18 protein-coding genes are annotated in these 20350 nt (G+C 34.8%); 4 read left to right on the top strand and 14 right to left on the bottom strand.

The window, feature by feature from the left end; genetic code table 11:
- Positions 1 to 136 precede the first annotated feature (136 nt).
- A complete protein-coding gene (locus tag LBYS11_RS06540) occupies positions 137 to 607 on the top strand; it encodes a hypothetical protein (RefSeq protein WP_054550673.1) in 471 nt (156 codons plus the stop codon).
- A gap of 31 nt (positions 608 to 638) precedes the next feature.
- Here the strand turns inward: LBYS11_RS06540 and LBYS11_RS06535 are convergent, their stop codons facing one another.
- The 10 genes from LBYS11_RS06535 to LBYS11_RS06490 all read right to left on the bottom strand — a co-directional run bounded on the left by LBYS11_RS06535 (position 639) and on the right by LBYS11_RS06490 (position 11016).
- Positions 639 to 1769: a CamS family sex pheromone protein gene (locus LBYS11_RS06535; RefSeq protein ID WP_081011057.1), complete on the bottom strand. Its 1131-nt coding sequence runs from the start codon at positions 1767 to 1769 to the stop codon at positions 639 to 641.
- A 281-nt stretch (positions 1770 to 2050) separates the two neighbouring features.
- Positions 2051 to 2446, bottom strand: a complete 396-nt coding sequence (locus LBYS11_RS06530; RefSeq protein ID WP_103117691.1) for a VOC family protein — start codon at positions 2444 to 2446, stop codon at positions 2051 to 2053.
- Between the two features lie 219 nt (positions 2447 to 2665).
- Positions 2666 to 3583, bottom strand: a complete 918-nt coding sequence (locus LBYS11_RS06525) for a D-alanyl-D-alanine carboxypeptidase family protein (protein ID WP_054550670.1) — start codon at positions 3581 to 3583, stop codon at positions 2666 to 2668.
- An 88-nt stretch (positions 3584 to 3671) separates the two neighbouring features.
- A complete protein-coding gene (locus LBYS11_RS06520; protein ID WP_054550669.1) occupies positions 3672 to 4853 on the bottom strand; it encodes a sensor histidine kinase in 1182 nt (393 codons plus the stop codon).
- On the bottom strand, positions 4789 to 5481 hold the full coding sequence (gene vanR, locus LBYS11_RS06515; protein WP_199768326.1) for a VanR-ABDEGLN family response regulator transcription factor: 693 nt from the start codon (positions 5479 to 5481) through the stop codon (positions 4789 to 4791). Before vanR ends, LBYS11_RS06520 begins: the two co-directional genes overlap by 65 nt.
- A 220-nt stretch (positions 5482 to 5701) precedes the next feature.
- Positions 5702 to 6289: a pyridoxamine 5'-phosphate oxidase family protein gene (locus LBYS11_RS06510; protein ID WP_103117689.1), complete on the bottom strand. Its 588-nt coding sequence runs from the start codon at positions 6287 to 6289 to the stop codon at positions 5702 to 5704.
- Positions 6290 to 6448: 159 nt separating this feature from the next.
- Positions 6449 to 7249 carry a DUF817 domain-containing protein gene (locus LBYS11_RS06505; protein ID WP_054550667.1) on the bottom strand — a complete coding sequence of 267 codons (801 nt, stop codon included), beginning with the start codon at positions 7247 to 7249 and terminating at the stop codon, positions 6449 to 6451.
- A 202-nt stretch (positions 7250 to 7451) separates the two neighbouring features.
- Positions 7452 to 8879: an amino acid permease gene (locus tag LBYS11_RS06500; RefSeq protein WP_004232450.1), complete on the bottom strand. Its 1428-nt coding sequence runs from the start codon at positions 8877 to 8879 to the stop codon at positions 7452 to 7454.
- Positions 8880 to 9147: 268 nt separating this feature from the next.
- Positions 9148 to 10053: an arginase gene (gene rocF / locus LBYS11_RS06495; RefSeq protein WP_054550666.1), complete on the bottom strand. Its 906-nt coding sequence runs from the start codon at positions 10051 to 10053 to the stop codon at positions 9148 to 9150.
- A 375-nt stretch (positions 10054 to 10428) separates the two neighbouring features.
- Positions 10429 to 11016: a TetR/AcrR family transcriptional regulator gene (locus LBYS11_RS06490; RefSeq protein WP_054550665.1), complete on the bottom strand. Its 588-nt coding sequence runs from the start codon at positions 11014 to 11016 to the stop codon at positions 10429 to 10431.
- Between the two features lie 126 nt (positions 11017 to 11142).
- Between LBYS11_RS06490 and LBYS11_RS06485 the strand changes: the two genes are divergently transcribed.
- On the top strand, positions 11143 to 12135 hold the full coding sequence (locus LBYS11_RS06485; protein ID WP_048389661.1) for an NADPH:quinone oxidoreductase family protein: 993 nt from the start codon (positions 11143 to 11145) through the stop codon (positions 12133 to 12135).
- Between the two features lie 288 nt (positions 12136 to 12423).
- Positions 12424 to 13551 (top strand): acyltransferase, encoded by a 1128-nt coding sequence (locus tag LBYS11_RS06480; RefSeq protein WP_103117688.1) that lies wholly within the window; start codon positions 12424 to 12426, stop codon positions 13549 to 13551.
- Positions 13552 to 14296: 745 nt separating this feature from the next.
- On the opposite strand, the gene LBYS11_RS06470 is transcribed toward LBYS11_RS06480, so the two are convergent.
- Both LBYS11_RS06470 and LBYS11_RS06465 read right to left on the bottom strand, forming a co-directional pair.
- Entirely contained in the window at positions 14297 to 16768 is a 2472-nt protein-coding gene (locus LBYS11_RS06470; RefSeq protein ID WP_103117686.1) for an S-layer homology domain-containing protein, read from the bottom strand.
- A gap of 676 nt (positions 16769 to 17444) precedes the next feature.
- Positions 17445 to 17981 (bottom strand): TetR/AcrR family transcriptional regulator, encoded by a 537-nt coding sequence (locus LBYS11_RS06465; RefSeq protein ID WP_048391146.1) that lies wholly within the window; start codon positions 17979 to 17981, stop codon positions 17445 to 17447.
- 133 nt (positions 17982 to 18114) lie between these two features.
- On the opposite strand from LBYS11_RS06465, the gene LBYS11_RS06460 reads away from it, so the two are divergent.
- Positions 18115 to 18855, top strand: a complete 741-nt coding sequence (locus LBYS11_RS06460) for an SDR family oxidoreductase (RefSeq protein WP_233732511.1) — start codon at positions 18115 to 18117, stop codon at positions 18853 to 18855.
- 93 nt (positions 18856 to 18948) lie between these two features.
- On the opposite strand, the gene LBYS11_RS06455 is transcribed toward LBYS11_RS06460, so the two are convergent.
- Both LBYS11_RS06455 and LBYS11_RS06450 read right to left on the bottom strand, forming a co-directional pair.
- Positions 18949 to 19260, bottom strand: a complete 312-nt coding sequence (locus LBYS11_RS06455; RefSeq protein ID WP_048391149.1) for a cupin domain-containing protein — start codon at positions 19258 to 19260, stop codon at positions 18949 to 18951.
- A gap of 41 nt (positions 19261 to 19301) precedes the next feature.
- Positions 19302 to 20288, bottom strand: a complete 987-nt coding sequence (locus LBYS11_RS06450) for an ABC transporter substrate-binding protein (RefSeq protein ID WP_103117685.1) — start codon at positions 20286 to 20288, stop codon at positions 19302 to 19304.
- Positions 20289 to 20350: the final 62 nt, after the last annotated feature.

Below are 20350 nucleotides of genomic sequence, written 5' to 3'. Positions count from 1 at the left end.
AGAGATTGCAATGAATGTCTATTAAGTTTTTGAAGGTCCTCTAACAAATGAAAAATAAGCAACCAAACTAATATTTACTATAAAGTTAAATAAAGGTATTATTGAGATAATTCAAAAATATTTAAGCGGAGGAATCATGAGAAAATTTACCTCTTTATTTATAGTTACTCTTTTTATATTTCCAATTGGTGGAGCATCTTTTATAGAAGATCCTATACTCCAACCATCTATTCCGCCGAACCTTGGTGCTTCTGCTGAGGAATCTTATTCTACCCCCACAGCTGAAAAAAGTGATGATTCTCTTCTTACAACGTCTTCTACCTTTCCAACTGGTCAGGGTTCGATGAGCTTTAATTTTAAAGCACCTAGTAATGGCACTGATACAATTCAAATTTATGTGAAAAATAACAGCTCACAATCTATTAGGTTTATATTAACTGCACCTAATGGAACGGTTTGGATAGACGGAGAGATCATTAAATCTGGACAATCATTTACTTCAACTTACGAGTTGGATGCAAGCCAAGCTGGTCAATGGTTCATGAAATTTGATAATAATGATGGTTCTTCAATTACAGTAGATATAAATACAAGTTACGAAATTTAATATGGAGCTTCACCCTTTAGCTTTTTTCTATTCAAATAGGTGATGCAAAAATTTGTTTTTCCGTTGGGTCCCAGAGAACAATTCCAACATCCTGCTTCTGATCGATTACCCGAATGGTGATGGGGATATAGTCAAATAAAATTGTATTTATTTTTGTACTAGTGAGCTGTAACAAGCCAATTAATTCAATATCATTAACCAGTGGTACGTGTATTTCTAGATTAATATCTGTTAATTTGCCATCTTCATAACGAAGTTTTCCCATGATTTTAGGATTTAAATGTTTAAATCCACCTTGAATATCCTCTTTAAAAATTAATAATTTATTATACATATTTTGGTCCAAACTATATAAAGCATCTGATGGGAATATATAATGCTTTTTATCTATATCAAACCATTTTGTTATGGTATCTGTATCTTTAGGAATAAAGGTTTCAGCTAAAAATATGCCTGGAATAATATCGTTTATATTAGATTCTTGATATAAAGTTAAATAAATAGGGACTCTCGGATATTTTTCATTTTTTCTAATATCCTCAAGAATCCTTTTAGCTACTTCCTTCCCATAATTTTTAACATCGTTGATATCATCATCATTTTGGTCTACTTTCACTTGGCCTGTGTAAATTAAACCATTGGCATCGGAAACTCGTATATCATAAAATTCATTTAACGAGATCGCGATCGATAGTCCCTCTACTTTGTTATTTTCTTTATTAATAAAATTTTGTTCTAACACATGTGAGAGAATCAAAGGATACTTTTTTTCATCCTCTAGCACATTGTCACTTCTAGTTTCAATGGCTGGATTTAACCCAATACCTTCATCTGTTTTTCTACTTAACCATTGGCTGATCATTTTCTCTTCGAGATATTGACCTTCCTGCATATAAAACTTGTCAGTTGAGAAATGATTCACCGATAAATTCATGAGCCCTCTTTCAATTTCATTAATATTTAAAGCGTTATTCATATTATTGATGATTGAACCTCTAGCAATATTGACTTTTGCAGGCTGTTGAATCTCATAGACCTCCTTTTTCTGTATCGATGAAATATACTTTTTCTCATTAGCAGTAACACTTTTATCCTCACTACTACAAGATGCTAAAATCAATATTGGTGCGAATAAAAATAACATAAAGCTTCTTTTTTTCATTGCTATTTCTCCTTGCATACTATGTATCATTTGATAAATTATCTCATTCAACGATACCAAATTTACCAAAATAAAACATTATATATTTACAAATCTCCCCATTTACCTATCAGATAATCAAAAAGACCTATGCTCGTTTTCTCGAACATAGGTCTTACTGCTTTCAACTGCTAATGAGTGGGTTTTTCACTACATTGGAGTGGCTCTCACACTTTTAAGAGCGGGTTTTCGCTTCTTTAGGAGCGGGTTCCCTCCTTCTTAGAGCGATTTATCCCTCAATACTATTTGGCATTTTTATCGGGCTGGTGAATACCAAATACATTGCCTTCCGTATCAATATAATAGCCTTGCCATGCCATTCCTGGTAATGCGTACTTTGGCATGGCTACTTTGCCCCCGTTTTCAAGAATTTTTGCTTCCGTTACATCATAACTTTCAACACCCATTGTACAAGCATAGCCATTCAACGCTTGGTTTGTTTCTGGTGGAGGCCCTTGGCGTTGCATTAAAGCACCGTTAATGCCAAGTTCACCATCTTCACCTGTCACGGCACCGAAGTAAGGCATGCCTGCATATTCACTCCAGTCCTGAAATGACCATCCAAAAACTTCCCCATAAAAATCCTTAGCTCGATCCATATCACTTACATGAATTTCAAAATGAACTAATCTCCCCATAGTATCCTCCTTAAAGATGAATGTATTTGATCATATTTACTATATATCATTTTTCTGAAGATTAAAATTAATAAATTATTTCTGCCATACCAACAACATGTTGGTTATAGAGACTTATATGGAATCTCCCATCTATTATTCAATTCTATTATTTTTACAACTACAAAAAAGTGTGACTAGAAAATGAATTATTCTCTAATCACACACTATTAGGGCTAGTTATAATTGACTATATACCGAAATGGCATCGGTAATATTATATTGCTCCGTTCTAGGGCTGCCGTCCGCTCCTACTGTCACTAGCACATATTCTTGTCCATTTATAAGGGCTAAGCTTGCTAAACATAAGCCTGCATCTTCTGTATAGCCAGTTTTTCCACCTAAAATTTCCCCTCCTGGCAATGCACTTGACGTCATATGCTGAAACATGCGACTGGTAAAAGTAATGCCTTCCGGATGAAGGTTTGTTGATTTTATAGAATATCTTTCTGCTGTATAAACATTTCGAAAATCATCGTTTGTTAAGGCGTATTGTAAAAGTAAAGACATATCCTTTACAGTTGTATAATGATCTGAATGGTGGAGTCCAGTTGTATTCACAAAGTGCGTATTTTTCATGCCTAGCTGCTGCGCCTTTTCGTTCATCAGTTTCACAAATCCACGTTCTGACCCCGCAACATATTCAGCTAAACCTAGTGATGCCTCTGCACCTGATGGCAACATAGAGCCATACAACAAATCTTCTACTGTCAGCTTTTCATTTGGGAGAAAGCCCGCCACTGACGCATTTTCCTCTAATAAATCCCGAAAGATATGTTTAGGTAAAATGATTTCTTCTTGTAAATTGGAGATCTGCTCTATCGCGACTAGAACCGTCATCATTTTTGTCAAAGAAGCAGGATAAATCTTTTCCTCACTTTTTTTATCTAAAACAATTTGATTTTCATCCAAATTCACTAAAATTGCATTCGAACTGTACATATCAAGATCGAGCATATGCTGACTGGCTGTTTGTACTACTTTTGGTGCATGATCTATTTCCTGACGTAAAGTCATTGGCGATTCTTTCAATAGTAAATAAACGAAAATCAGTATGGATAAGAACAATAAACTCAATATACCTTTTCTATTGAACATAAAAACAACTCCTTCTCTTTATGCTTTTATTCAACCATAAAAAAAGGAGCTTATTTTTAATTTACTATTAGTGAATTCTTAAGGTTTCTTAAGAATTGGTTGGAATCATCACGGTGAATACGGTTGTATCATTACTAGAAGTTGCGGTAATGGTTCCGCCATGGGCCTGTACAATTTCATTAGAAATGGCTAAACCAAGCCCAGCACCTCCTGTTTGGGTAGACCTTGCACTATCTAAGCGGTAAAACTTTTCAAATATCATTTTTAATTTTTCAGGAGGGATCGTCTTCCCTGTATTCGTAAACGAAATAAATGTCTGATTATTTTCGCTTTGCGCACTAATTTCAATTGTACTATTTGGATCACTGTAGGCAATTGCATTTTTTAAAATATTATTAAATACCCTTGCTATCTTATTACCGTCTGCATAGATAGTAATATCTTCATCTAATTTGACGATGGCTTTTTGACCCTTTGGTGCCAGCAATGGATAAAACTCGTCGGCCACTTGCATTAACATATGTTGTAAAGGAATAGAATCTTTCTCTAAAATGATGGATTGTAAATTAAACCTGGTTATTTCAAAAAATTCATTGATTAGTTGTTCCAGTCTATAAGATTTATCTAATGTAATCGTCACATATTTTTCTTTCTGCTCTACCGGCATATCCCTCGCTTCATCTAAAAGACTTAAGTAGCCAATAATGGATGTTAAAGGTGTTTTAATATCATGCGCTAAATAGACAACTAAATCATTCTTTCGTTGCTCAGCTTCTTGTGCATCCCTTGCACGCTTTTCTAATTTATATTTCACGTTATTTAATTTTTTTTCCAAAAAATCGAGTTCAGCTGGGAGCTCAATTTCCTTCCCTGACTCATCAGCAAGCATGGTAATACTTGAACTAATTTGATGAAAATATCGGGTAAATCGAGACAAGGCGATATAGAAAATAATCAATAATAATAAAATAAATCCTATCGCAAGCCAAAGCGATTTATTTTGTCGAAATAACACATGATAGGCATTGCTTGCAGCATAATAATCAAGTTGCAAGACATTTTCACAAAAAGCAATAAAAGCATCTGCAAAGGGAGCTTGTAAGACCCCATCAATAAATGCAAAATTAATAAAAAAGCCTATGATGCTAGCGATGACAAGTATCGAAATAATTTGTAGAACCATTTTCCTTTTCAGTTTGCCAAACTCATTTTTCAATGGTATACCCCACTCCCCAAACCGTTTTAATATACTTTGGGTTCTCCGCAGCATCCTTCATTTTTTCCCGTAAATGTCGAATGTGAACCATTACCGTGTTATTGCTGCTAAAGTACTTTTCCCCCCAAATTTCTTGGAATAATTGCTCTGAGCTAATAACTGTCCCTCGATTTGCACATAAATACCAAAGAATAGCGAACTCCGTAGGTGTAAGGGATATGGACCTTTCATTTAAAAAGACTTGTCGTGTGTTTTTATTAATCACCAAGCCAGCAAAATCAATGATATCTTCCTGTTGCTTCGAACCTTGGTTGTAGAAAGTAAACCTTCGTATTTGTGCCTTTACACGAGCAACCAACTCTAATGGACGAAATGGCTTTGTTATATAATCATCTGCTCCCAGAGAAAATCCATTTATTTTATCGATTTCTTCTTCCTTTGCCGTAAGCATTATCACTGGAAAATTTAGTGTTTCTCGGATTTTTCGTAAAATAGTAAACCCATCTATATCAGGCATCATAATATCCAGAACAGCTAAATCTACTTTCTCATGCTCAATACATGCCAAAGCCTCTTGAGCCGTATAAAACTTAAATACATGATAGTTTTCATTTTTTAAGTAAAGTTCTATTAAATCTGCAATTTCCTTTTCATCGTCAACAACTAATATATTCAACTGTATTGCCCTCTCCTTCTCCCCACTTGTTTTCCAATGATTTTTCACAGGCATTATAGCACTTACGCATGACTATATCTATTATTAGGGTAGTTAGATGAAAACATCTTTCCAGCTCTACTTTTAATAAGTTTATATTAACAAAATCATAGATAGCTTCATAATGAACTATTACTACATCAAAAATAGGCTTAGGTTATATCCCAAGCCTCGCATTTTCTGGTAATTAATTTGTTGGATTGATTGCTGTAGTAGTAGATTTTCGACTCATATCCTGTGTTACCACTCTACCTGCGTAATATAGCATTTGTCTATTTAATTTATTCTCTTTTACAGTTATACTGGTCGGTTTCACTTTGAGAACAAGCGTTTTGCTCCCTAAAGATGACTGATATTTTTCGATATGCTTTTTTGATAAAGGTGCTTGGTAATAATCTGGTACATATTTATCAAGCATTGCCTGCATAGCAGCAGTAGCTTCATTTAAATCAGTAACAAATTCCACCAAACCATTTGCTACTACACTTATATAAGCCGTATCAGTCTTAGCAGGAATAGGGTCTACCATTGTTCCATAATTTTCACTTATTGTGATACATGCATTCCGATTATTTGTTAGAATATCTATTTTTCTTCCTTCGTTGGCACCATGAAAATAAAAACTTCCGTCTTTGTAAACATAATTTAGCGGAATAACATATGGCATATGTTGATCTACCAAACCAAGAAATGCAGTTTGTGCGCCTTCTAATAATTGTTTAATTTGTTTTTCATCTGTACAAGCTCTATTTATCATCCGAATATCTGTTACCATTATCATTCCCCCTATCCTCTTCTAAAAAGGAGTCTACAGCAGTATTGCACGTTAAAAAAGGGACAGTTTGATGAAAGGGCATGGGTACAAGGTAAAAATACTAGTTTATCAAAAGCCCATACTATTTTCTTAGAAGTTCTCTAGTTCTACAAATGAATGTCATATATTGAATGATTTCTTCTCCAAATTTTCACCTACATTACGATAGAATAGTTTAAGTTGCGCAACAATCATAATGCTAATGACTACAAGTAAAAACCATGAACTGATTTTACCAAAATGAACAATCGACCAAGACACCTCTTGATTTGGATAGGACCATGCTCCAAAGAACGTTGCAATATTTTCAGCAATCCAAATGAAAAAGCCAATCAAAAAGAACGATACAACGATGGGCATTTTAAAGACTTTGTTCCGTACTGTAAATTTTACAACAGTACGATAAAACACAATAAATAGTAGTGCCATTAACAGCCATCTAAAATCATAAATAAAATGGTGTGTGAAAAAATTCAAGTAGATAATGGCTCCAAGTGGAATAGCTACATAACTTTTTGGCCAGCTTACAATTTTTAAATCAAACCTACGCCAAGCTTGGCAAATATAACTTGCTACACTCGCATACATAAATCCGCTATATAAAGGCACACCCCCTATTTTTGTCCACGCCTCTTCAGGATATGACCATGAATTGAAATTCACTTTATATAGTTCGAGCACGAGCCCAATAATGTGAAACAAGCAAATGACTTTTATTTCATCCTTTGTTTCTAAACCAAATTTATACATCAAGTACTGAGTCAATAGACAGATTGCCAGAATAAAGTCATATCTTCCTACCCCAGGTATTTGAATGGCTTTAGAGAGTGCAAGTGTAGCAAATATCACAACGGGAAAAATACAAGATAATGATTGATGATACGTAAAGACTCCTAAGTCTTTAATAAAATTCTTCAACATGAATCCACCTCAAATGAACTTGTTCATAATTAAATTGCTTCTTGTATGAAGAATAAATGATAAATTATCTTATTTCAATATTTATTTATCGAAAAACAATAAATTTTTCTCTTATTATTGGAACTATTCTTTGTTAAATACGTCTTTGTTGTTGCTTCTCTATGAAGAAAAGAGTAGCCATGTAAGTAGCTACTCTTTGATATTAAAGATATATTTTTTGATTTAATTTTAATTGGACTTCTTGTTGGTTTATTTCTAAATTCGTCACTTTTTTCACTTTTAAATAATAAACGATATAACAACCAATGAAGAATGCTCCACCACAGTAGAGTGCTAAACGTTGAGCTGGATCAAAAGCCAAGCTTGCCATAACAATACAGTTCGCTAATAAACCTAAAATAGGGATCACTGGATACAGCGGCGCTTTGAATTTTAAATCCTCTACTTTTCCTCCTTGGCGTATATAGGAGCGTCTAAATGCAATTTGAGATGCTGTAATCGCAATCCAACCAATTTGTGCACCTAAGCCTGCTAGAGATAATAACCACACAAAGACTGTATTAGCAGCAAATACACTTGACAGTAAAGACAGACCTGCTACAGCGAGTGTGATTAGTAATGCATTCATTGGGATACCTCTTTTATTAACTTTCCCTAAAACGGGACTTGCCATCTTTTCGACAGATAGTGAAAACAGCATACGTGTTGCAGCATAAAGACCCGAGTTTGCGACAGATAATAAGGCTGTTAGGATAACAAAATTCATAATATCTGCTGCATATGGAATACCTATGCTATCTAATACGACTACAAATGGACTTTCCACCACCCCTGCTTTATCCATTGGTATCATTGCTGCAAGTACAAATACGGATAACACAAAGAAGAACAGCGTACGCCAAACAGTTTGCTTAATAGATTTAGGGATAGTCTTTTCAGGATTTTCACTCTCCCCAGCAGCAATACCAATCAATTCTGTACCCTGGAATGAAAAATTCACGGTAATCATTGTAATAAGCAGTGCTGTTACACCATTAGGAAACAATCCACCCTCATAAAAATGAGTAAGGAAAGGGGCATTTGTTCCATCTTTCATATCGATTAGCCCAAACATAGCTGCTCCACCAACCGCAAGGAACATAATAATTGCCAATATCTTAATGCTGGAGAAGACAAATTCTGCTTCACCAAATGCTTTTGCTGATAAACCATTCAATACAAAGAGTAGTGCTGCAAATATTAGGCACCACATCCATACTGGTGAATCAGGAAACCATCTTTGCATTAGTTGTCCAGCCCCTAAAAACTCAAGAGCAACAGTTACTGCCCAACCTAGCCAGTATAGCCATCCAACGGCAAAACCAGTAGCAGGACCGATAAATTTCGTTGTGTACGTTTGGAATGAACCTGATACCGGCATAGCAACAGACAATTCACCCAAACATAGCATTGTTAAATACATAACTGCTCCGCCTACTAAGTAAGCTAGGATGGCACCAGTTGGCCCAGCTTGGTTAATCGTGTAGCCTGATCCAAGAAAGAAACCAGTTCCAATACATCCGCCAAGTGAAATCATAAATAAGTGTCTTGCTTTCATACTTCTTTTTAATTCATATTGTTCTGCTGCCATAAAAAACTCCTTACATTCATTATCTGTGTAAGCACTTTCTTTTTTTCGTACAAAACAGATAACAATCTAAAATTTGAATGTTAATAGATAAACTGTTTTATATATTTTATGAACTGTCAATTTTCTGACAAAATAAAGGCTATTGAATAGCTAAATTGTATTGTAAACTTACTATAGGGAGAGCTATTTTCTTATAGTTGGTTGTCGCGACCTAATTTTTTAAGAAAAGTTCTTCCTTCTGGGATACAAAATGACTTCTATTCATGGCTTAAAGTAATGTATCGCCAAATAGTGAGCTGATTAAAGCTACCGCAGCAATAGCCGTTTTATTGTATTGATCTAATACAGGGTTTGTCTCAACAAATTCTGCTGAAGTAATAATATTTGCTTCTGACAGCATTTCCATAGCTAAATGACTTTCACGATAGCTAATACCACCTGCTACTGGCGTGCCTACACCTGGTGCATCATTTGGATCCAGTCCATCTAAATCTAATGATAGGTGAACACCGTCTGTGCGCTCCTTTAAATAGTCAATCGTTTCTGACATTACTTTCGTCATTCCTAAACGATCAATTTCATGCATCGTGTATACTTTAATACCAATTTCCTTAATAAGCTTTTTTTCTCCAGGATCTAAATCTCGAGCACCAATGATAACAACGTTTTCAGGCTTTACCTTTGGAGCATAACCTCCGATATTTGTAAGTGCTGGATGTCCAAGGCCCAAGCTTACAGCTAAAGACATGCCATGGATATTTCCTGAAGGAGATGTTTCACCAGTATTTAAATCGCCATGGGCATCATACCAAATAACACCTAGATTCTCATAATGCTTGGAAACTCCTGCTAATGTTCCAATAGCAATACTATGGTCTCCACCTAAAACTAAAGGAAAACGGTTTAAAGAAATTTCATGGTCTACTTTTTGGCCTAGCTTCTCGTTACTTTCTGTGACAGTTTTTAAATTTTTTAAGTTTGTCTTTCCTTCTGCGTCTTTATCTTCGTGTACGAGGTCAATAGTTAAATCCCCTTCGTCGTAAATCGAATAACCAAGTCTCTCAAGTCGTTCAGTTACCCCCGCATATCTGATAGCACTTGGTCCCATGTCTACGCCTCTTCTTGTTTGACCTAAATCCATGGGCACCCCAATAATTGTCACTTCTTTATTCATGATGTTTTCTCCTCTCCAATAATTACTTTCACAGTATAAAGAAATTGCAACATTGACTCAACTCGACATTATTTTAAATTTTTATACAGTTTAAATTATTAAAAACATAGATTTATTCTTGTATAAACGATTGCATAAACGCTATTTCAATGCATAACAAAACATTTTTTTCCTTTTAAATGCGTATTTTTGTAAAAAATTACTAAACAAAATATTAAAACTGTTCTTTTTTTATAGTTTTTTCCGAAAATTTTGACGGTAATTTTATCTATAAATGCAATATGTTAATAAATATTTTCCAAAATCATTCAATTATTCTTCTTTTTTACGGCAAAAAAAAGCCTTACTACAATAGTAATAAGGCTTTTCAATTGCCTATTTTAATAATCGCACAATACTATTCAAACAGGTTTCTTTATAAAATTTATGTTGTTCTTCTAAATCGCAGGTTAACCACTGAATTAATGAACCATCAATCATTGCCCTCATCATTTTTGCATAGGTTAAGGAATCAATGTCTGAACTAAAGACACCTTCTCTTTTTCCTAATTCAATAATTTCTTGTCCAATTCCCCAGCAATTCTCATAAAATTTTAAGTTAATTCTTTTGTACTCTTCATTGCTATTTGCCTGAGCTAAAAAGTCTAAATAAACCCTGTAAAATTTTTTATTTTCTATAGGCGATACAAATACAGCATTTAAGTAGGCATGAAGCTTGTCTATAGCTGTTTGATGCTTGCCTATTTCCTGTATTTCATAGCTGTAGATTTTGTTCGTAGTGGATTCAAGTAATTCTAATAAAATGTTTTGTTTGCTTGTAAAGTAGTAATGAACTACCCCTTTTGAGACACTGGCATGATTGGCTATGTCTTGTAGTGTAACCTTATCATAACCTAATTGTGAAACAGCGTTAAAGGCTGCTTTCATAATCTGTTTTTTACGTTCTTCCTCTTTCTTTTTCATAGGAGCCTCCGATGACTTGATAGAAGTTATTATACATGAAGAGTAGCAACAATCCAATTTTATGTTGACCGGTCAGAATAATTTTGATACTGTTTAATGGAATAAAATTGTAGGGGGACGTTTACGATGACGGCAGAAAATTTTAGTGCGTTAGTAGTCAATAAAGATGATGCATTTACAGTGAAAGTGAACAAGTTAACTTTAGAAGATCTACCAAAGGGTGAGGTATTAATTAAAGTTAGTTATTCAGGTATTAATTATAAAGATAGTCTTGCCTCTATTCCTGATGGTAAAATCGTTACGTCTTATCCTTTTGTTCCTGGCATTGATTTAGCTGGGACTGTTGTTTCTTCTGAGGATTCTCGCTTTAAAATTGGTGACGAGGTCATTGCAACTAGCTATGAAATAGGTGTTTCCCATTTTGGTGGCTTTAGTGAATATGCCCGCATCCCAGCGCAATGGATTGTACCGCTTCCAAAAGGACTTTCCCTTAAAGAGGCTATGGTAATTGGTACTGCAGGATTTACAGCTGCATTATCTGTTCAAAAGTTAGAGGAAAATGGTATTCATCCTGAAAAGGGGAAAATTCTTGTGACAGGGGCTACAGGTGGTGTAGGTAGCTTTGCCGTATCTATTCTTTCAACACTGGGTTATCAAGTTGAAGCGAGCACAGGAAAAGAATCTGAACATGAATATTTACAATCACTCGGGGCTACTACAATAGTAAATCGTGAAGAGGTTTATGATGGAAAAATTAAAGCATTAGGCAAACAAAAATGGGCTGCTGCTGTTGATTCTGTTGGTGGAGAGCCACTTGCCTCATTATTAAGCCAAATTCAATATGGTGGGGCTGTTGCATGTAGTGGTTTAACGGCAGGTACACAGCTTCCTACAAGTGTATTTCCCTTCATTTTAAGAGGCGTGAGTTTACTTGGAGTTGATTCTGTTTATTGCCCAATGGACATTCGATTAAACATTTGGCATCGACTAGCGACTGATTTCAAACCAGCAAACCTTAATGATTTTATTCAGCAAGAGGTAACACTACAACAACTTCCTGATGTTTTACCTATTTTACTGAAGGGTCAAGCAAGAGGTAGAATCCTTGTTGCATTATAAGGAGTTTAATTAAGCTTCCTTCTTTATTCTATTTCCCAGAAAATAATTCTAGTTGGCAAATAACAACATACAGCTACTACGCAAAGCGAGCGTGGTAGCTTTTTTTATTGTTGACATCTCCCTGACATAAAAGCGCTTTATAGTAGCTCATGAACAACCCACTTGTTTCCTTTAGACAAATTTAGGCAACAAAGCTTGTCTAAATTTGTACTAACAAGCATACCAATAGAGTATGTAGGCAGTATTCTGGGAATTCAATACTATAATTAATACTTTGGAGATGATCGTATGAAGCGAGCACATATTAATGAATTAGCTATTACACGGGCTTTAGCCATTCTAGCTGTTCTTCTTATTCATTCTACTAGTACACCTGTAACGGCTTTATCTAGTGACTCAAAATTATATCCATTTTATGTATTTTTCAATATCTCCCCTAAATTCGCTGTCCCTGCTTTTATTTTTTTAAGTGGCTTTGTATTATTTTACAATTATATACAAAAGGATTTAACAAAGGAGCTTATCATTCATTTTTATAAAAAAAGAGTGACCCAAATACTCATTCCTTATCTCTTTTTTTCTATTTTTTATTATGCAGCAATGCAATTTTATGTGACACATGATTTAGTAGACACATGGCGTTCTCTATTTAGTATCGAATTTCTAGAAAAACTTTTATTAGGCAAATCGTATACGCATCTATACTTTATTTTTATTATTGTTCAATTCTATCTTATGTTCCCATTATTCCTATATATTTTAAAGAAAAAACCAGCACTATCTCCTTATTTAATTTGGATTGGGTTCGTTCTTCAATGGGTCTTTATTCTATTAAACGCTGAGTTATGGCAGTATCCCTATAGAGGGAGTATCGCTTTTTCCTATCTCTTTTATTTCTTAGCAGGGGCATTTTTAGGAATTTATTTTGAAAAATACAAAGGATGGCTTCAACTAAAAAAAGAAAATTTTCCTATCACGATACTTTTTGTGTGGTGTATATGGCTAATTTCTACTATATATAATGTTTATTTATATTACTTTGTTTATACATCACAAACCTATAAAGTGAACAGCACAATATTTGAGCTAGTTTTTCAGCTACAATCTTTAACAGCCTGTATTGTCTTATTACAGCTTTCTTTCTGGATCTATGATAAATGGAACCATGCTTTTGTAAATGGCTTAATCAATCTAGGAACAGTATCATTTGGCGTCTATCTATTGCATCCATTTTTCCTTTTCCTTTATAGACAATTAAGTACTGGTGGTAATAGTATAATCTATCACCTATGGAGCATTGGTGGCTTTACCTTTGCTCTATTCGTCACATGGATGGTCGTGCTATTGATGGGCAGATTCTTTAAATATCATTGGATTGCCTTTGGACCTATCCCGAGCAAATTCCCTTACAAATAGCCGTTCAATATGCACAGCCAGTCGTCGATTTGTTTCCGTCAACTGGCTGTGTATATTTAGTTGAGAACCTGTTATTTTGTGCTTACCGTTACTGAAATACTAATGTTTCTTCTGTGGTGCATTATTAAATAAGAAGAAACAAATTAAAAAGACCCTGTGGAAATCTACCAAGGGGTTTCATAGTGTTAAAAAAGCAATCAATAAAAAGTGAAAATGAATTTCCGTTGCAGGCTACTTACTTTCCTGTTGGCGAGCGCCGAATTGCTTCCTCCGCTACCACTCCGTTTAGCGTTTTGCCTGTCTTGCTATCCCACGGGAGTCAAGAAGCCCTCCCCTCCCCCACAAAAGTGTTACCTTATTAGCAAAGGTTTTCAAATAAAGTGAAGGTTTTATGAAGAGGTGTTATCACGCATCACTTCTCTACATTGAAAATAAAAACCTATCCTTTTTCTAATCATGGAAATCATGGGCTATTTTGATCGCTATCGCTAGTATGAAAAATAAGGAAAAAACACTTTTGCAGAATGGTTGATTGGAGCGGAGCCAGCGTCACTCCTAGGGGATTTAGTGTCTCAGAGGAGACCCTGGAGCGAACACAGCGGCTCATCGGACGCCCCCTGGAAAGGACGCTGGCGGAACGGAAATCAACCTCTTGCAGGTCTTTCTCTCCTATTAGCATGATCTTATTTAAACACTAAAAAAGCCCTGTGGAAATCTCCACAGGGCTTTTCAATGAACGATTTAATTATTTTGCAATAGAACCGTCTTTTACTTTGTTGTTATTAGCATCAACTAGGTTTGTTGATTTGAATTCAACTACAATGCTGTCAGTTAATGCATAGTCAGCTTTAGTTGTCGCAGTAAGTTTACCACCAGCTACTGTAATAGAAGCAAGTTCTACAGTTGATCCTGCAATTTTAACAGTAACACCTGTTGGAGCAGCTTGATCAGCAATATTTTCAGAGAAATCTACTGTAAATGTTTTGCTATCTACTGCAGTTACTTTAGTAGCAACAGGAACAATATTTTCTTTAAGTGCTACTTGAGTTGTCACTTTTCCACCTTTAAGCGTGTTACCTTTTGTATCTACTACATTGCTAGCTTCAAGTACATAATTACCATTAGCTGTGATAGAACCTTCTGGTAAAGTGAATCTTACTTTCTTAGTACCATCTACAAACTGAAGTTGCGTACCTGCAGGAAGTTCTTTTCCTCCAAGTGTGTAGTTAGCAGCATTTGTAGCTGTTGCAGTCACATCTTTAGCATACTCAACTGTGAATACGTTATTGTCAGTTACAACAACTGGAGTAGCGCCGAATACTAATGAATCTGTTGGTGTTTCAGGTGTAGCTTCAAATACGCCTGTTGTTACATTGAAAGTAACAGTATCAGCAGTTACATTACCAGCTAAATCTGTTACTGCTTTAGCAGATAACTCGAAAGTGTATGTTGAATTGCTATCTAGATCAATGTCAACTTTTACAGTGTTTTTCTCTGCACCCTCGATTTTACCGTTACCATCTACATCGAAACCTGCATCTGCTTTTACTGCTGTTTCTTTTCCAGTAGTGTAAGCAATACCATTTTGTGTTTTAACAGTTAATTTTCCTTCTACTTTTACTGGCTCACTAAAAGTAAGGTATAATGCATCAACGTCTGTAGTAGCATTTACATCATCAGCTACTAACATTTTAGTAGCAGTAGAAACAAGTGTAGCAGGTGTTAAATCTTTTGAAAGAATAGCATTGAACTCAAATGCATCACCTGCATTACCAGCTAAATCTTTTTGTCCTTCTACTTTAATGTTTGTATTAATGAATGTAGCTGTACCTAAAGCAGATTTAGCATCAATAGTGAATACAGTTTTATCCTCTGTATCTTTAATATCAGCATCTGTTAAATAGAATACAGTTGATCCTACTGTTACTTTTGCATATTCTTTAGTCTCTGCATCTGCATTAAGATTTTGTTTCATTAATTCTTCAGAGAAATCAAACGTAATTTCTGTACCATTCACTGCTGTAGAAACAGTTGGTTTTGAATTATCAACGTCTGCTTTCAAAACTGTGAAGTTAACTGCGATAGGATTTGCGATATTATTAGCGAAGTCAGTTGCACCAACAATGTCTACTTTGTAAGATTGTTCTGCTGTTAATCCAGTAATTGTTAATTTCTTACCAGACAAAGTATAGCGATCTTTTGATAGTTCTGTACCATTTAAGCTGATTGTTCCTTCACTTTGTACTGGCTCGTCGAAAGTGATAACAGCTGTAGTACCTTTAGCTTCTACAGAATTAACGCTTACAGGAGTCGTATCTGCAAATGTGATTAATTTGTTGAACTCTTCAGTTAGAACTTTAGCATCCGCTTTTGTTTTAATTGGTTTTACAGTTACTTTACCATTTGTTAATTTTACTTCTTTATCAGTTGTTAACGTAACTGTCATACCGTCTTCAGATACTATTGCGTTAGTGATTGCTACACCTTCAACAGCATATTTTGTTGTGATTGCTGCATCTTTTGCATCAACAGCTGTGTTGAATTTCACTTCAAGTTCTTTTGCATTAAGTCCTTTTACAGCTTCTACAGCTGGTGTTACTTCTTGAACTGCATCAATCGTACGTTTTACCATTGTAGCGAATTCTTCGCGGCTAATTTTATCTTGTGGTGCTAATAAAGAGCCTTTACCATTGATTACACCATTTTCTACAGCTGTTTCTAAGTAAGATACAGCCCATTTAGAAGCTTTAGAAGCATCTGCAAATTGGCTAAGATCTGCTTTACCTGTTAATTGGTAGCCCTGAACGATGACTTTAGCAGCTTGTTCTCTTGTTAATTGAGCTTTAGGCTCAAATTTACCATTGCCCATACCATCAAATAATTCTGGTGAAGTTGCAAGTACTGCATTATAGAACCAATCATTTTCACTAACATCAGAAAAATCTTCAGTACCAGAAGCTTTTAAATCTAATGCTTTTGATAAAATTTCAGCCGCTTCTGCACGAGTAAGTGTACCAGCTGGGTTGAAGTTTCCTTTTTCATCGCCTTGGATGTAGCCTTTATCAGTTAAAAATTGAACAGCTTCTTTTGCCCAAGATGAAATGCTAGCTGCATCTTGAAATTCCGCAGCTGATGCTACTGGTACGATTGCTGATGCTACAAGTGCTGCTGTAGCTGTAGTTGCGAAAAATTTACGACCTTTGTTTTGTTTTGTCATAGTATATTCCTCCAGAATTTTAATAAATTATATTATTCTGTGAGAACAATATTATCGCGCTATTTAATTATAAAATTATAAAAATATGTATAAATCGTTCCCACAAATAATAATTCAACCAATTATATGTAAAGCAATCTTCTAAATTTTTCATGATTAAATATCCCAATCAAACTGTAATTTGCTTTACAAGACAATAATATAACTTCATTACCAATAAATAAACGCTAAAAATAAGGTAATTTTAATACTGCATTGGTTATATAGGGAATCTTTTCATAAAAAATTTCTATAATTTAGAAATACTATAACCTTTAACGGCAAAAGTAGCTGTTTCAATTAAATTTACAAATAATTCCTTTTTTAATCTAATCCGATTTCATTATTTTTTCGATATAATGATATACAGAATCATAAATTTTTATCCTTCTGAAATTACATCTACGATTCTATTATCCATTTATGCCTCGTTAGAAATATTCAATTGAGTATCTGAATGCTTTGATTGCAAATTCTTCATTTACCCCATTATCCTATCTTCCCTATAGAAATAGATTGCCTTAGCTGAATCTAATAATAAAAAGAAACGGATTGGGGAAATGCTTATTTCCCAATCCGTTTTATAATTTTGATCATAAAAGCACAACAAGCAGTACTTACTTTGAAAGATCAAGACTTAATGAGATCTACTAACAACAGACCAAACCTGTTCAAACAAATGTAGATGGTCCCCCTGATTCCACCGTTCAGCAAAATAAGGATTATGGAAGTAAGTAAAAGCTACAATAACTGCCATCCCCTTATTTTCCCAACCACTAATTTCTTCAACTTTTTTAGCAAGATGCTGGAGATGATCTTTAATTAAATCTTTATTTGTTTCTATATAATTTGTATACAACAGAAACATTTTTTGATGATTTTGATACAGATTTCTTTTTGTGACATGAAGAAGCCATAGCCAATCATGTAAAGCGATTTCCGCATCAACGCCTTTTTTAGGACTCCATTCAAACAAATCTTTAGAAGTATTATCCAACCACTTAAGGGCAAGCTTTTGGAGCAAATCGTCCTTATTCTTATAGTGTTTATAAAGCGCAGCATGTGTTACGCCTAGCATCTTTGCAATATCTGATAATGTTGTTTTATTTATACCTTTGCTTAAAATAATTGCTTCAGCCGTAGAAAAAATCTTCTCTTCTGAAAGAATAGCCATTAAATATACTCCTTTCGCTTCTCATAGTTACATTTTGTTGACAATGTAACTATAACATGTGTAATATACAATAACAAAGTTACAAAATTAAAAAATTGTAACTTTTAATAACAGGTTGTGGAGGATGAATTTTATGGTGAAAGAAATGTATAAACGTGTTGCTTTGGTATTAGGCGGATCTGGAGGGATAGGACGTACTGTTGTAGCAAAATTAGCACAAGAAGGTTATGCAGTTGGCGTTCACTTTTCTTCAAGTGAATCAAAGGCTAACGAATTAGTTGAAGAAATATTAGCTGATAAAGGACATGCTATAGGTGTGGGAGGTGATGTAGCAAATGAAATAGAAATGAGTATGGCTTTTGATCAAGTAGAAAACGCTTTTGGTGGTATAGATGTCGTGATAAATACAGCAGGAATCATGTTACTTAGTCCAATTGCAGATTTGAATTTAAATGATTTAGATAAAATGCATCGCACAAACATCAGAGGTACATTTGTTATCTCACAATTAGCTGCACAACGAGTAAGGAGAGGTGGCTCCATAATTAATTTCTCTACCTCTGTTACTCGTAGCCAATTTCCAAACTATGGTGCTTATGTAGCAAGTAAAGCAGCTGTTGAATCTATTTCAATGATTCTAGCTCGTGAATTAAGAGGAAAAGATATAACTGTTAATGCAATAGCTCCTGGACCAACGGCAACACCTTTGTTCTTCCATGGAAAAGATGAAAAACAGATTCATAATTTAGCAAATGCTGTACCATTAGAAAGACTAGGGGAACCTAGAGATATTTCAGAAGTTGTTTCTTTTTTAGCAGGTCCAGCACGTTGGGTAAATGGACAAGTAATCTTCGTAAATGGTGGTTTAGCTTAATAACGAACTGTTCCCAAGGTAAATACCCCTTTAGATTAATCTAAAGGGGTAAGATAAAAAATCATTTATCTTTTTTTGTTATTCTGGTAATGCCTACATGACCTTAGGCTCCACAAGCATAATATGGCATTCCTTTTCAGCAAAGGGCATGTGTTCCGCTCCTCCAGGAACAATAAACATCTCACCTTTGGATATTTTCACCTGACCATCCCGAAAAGCAATAAACATCTCCCCTTCGAGCACAATAAATACCTTATCAGCCCCTTGATGTTCATGCCATATAAAATCCCCAGCAATCTTCACCACTTTGAATTGAAAATCGTGTATTTCACCAATAATTTTCGGTGACCAAAGCTCCTTTAATTCGGATAATTTCTCATTTATATTGATAACTTGATCTTGCATATTCATCTCTCCTTATTTACTTTTGGAAAAGTTTTTTCCTATTATTCGTCCTTTTGTAAGGCTTCTGTTATATTTTGCAAAGCGTACTCGATAGCTAATGGACCTCCAGTAATAGCGGAAGTATCCATTAAATGAATATTATCTTTTTTTACGGCATTCATATTATTCCAGACATTGCTTTGATTTAACTCACTCATTAATGCTTCCTTTTTTGTAATATCACCGATAAGGAAAATATGGTCTGCTTGAATAGTTGAGATGCCTTCAAATGCAGCGAATTGATTATTATTCCCCTTAAATGTATGATCTGGTGTTAGACCCAAGCCCTTTTCTTTATCGAAAGCAAGTGTATAAACAGGGTTATCTTCACCAAGAACATTAAACGTTTTTCCGTCCCAAGACAAAATAAGCGCTACAGACTCTCCTTGAATTGACTTTAATGCTTCACGTCCTGTTGAGATATCTTTCATCATTTTATCAATTACTTTTTCCGCCTCATCGTCTTTTCCGATAATCTCGGCTACTGTACGAAGTCCATATTGCCAGTCTTCGTAGATGTCCTGTGATTGCAACGTAATGACTGGGGCGATTTTTTCTAGGGATTCATACAATTTTTCATGATGTTCTGTTGCTAAAATATAATCAGGACCAATCGATAGCGTTTTTTCAATACTAGGAGACAATTTATCGCCTAATTCCTCTGTTGAATCTAGCTTACCGTTTAAATAAGACAAAGTGGATAAATATTCTTTATCAGTAGAAGCTGCAGGTGGCTCACCTAATGCAACTAAAATTTCAGGGTAAAAATACCATAATGAAACAATTTTTTCTGGTTCTTTCTCGATGACAAATTCCTTACCTAGGGCGTCTTTAATGGTTCTAGGCCAAGCAGTTTCTTCTACATTAACTGCTGATGAAGATATGTCTCCTGTAGTTAACCCCTTATTTTCAGCAGGCGATTTATGACAACCTCCCAATATACCTGCTAGTAGTAGCATTAAAAATAGCAGTCCTTTAATCTTTTGCATTGAAATTCCTCCAACATAAAATCTCTGATATACACTTAGTATAGTAAAGTCATGTTTGGCGG

This window comes from Lysinibacillus sp. YS11 (assembly GCF_002896375.1).
Classification (GTDB): Bacteria; Bacillota; Bacilli; order Bacillales_A; family Planococcaceae; genus Lysinibacillus; species Lysinibacillus capsici.
This window is presented reverse-complemented; position numbering and strand designations above follow the sequence as displayed.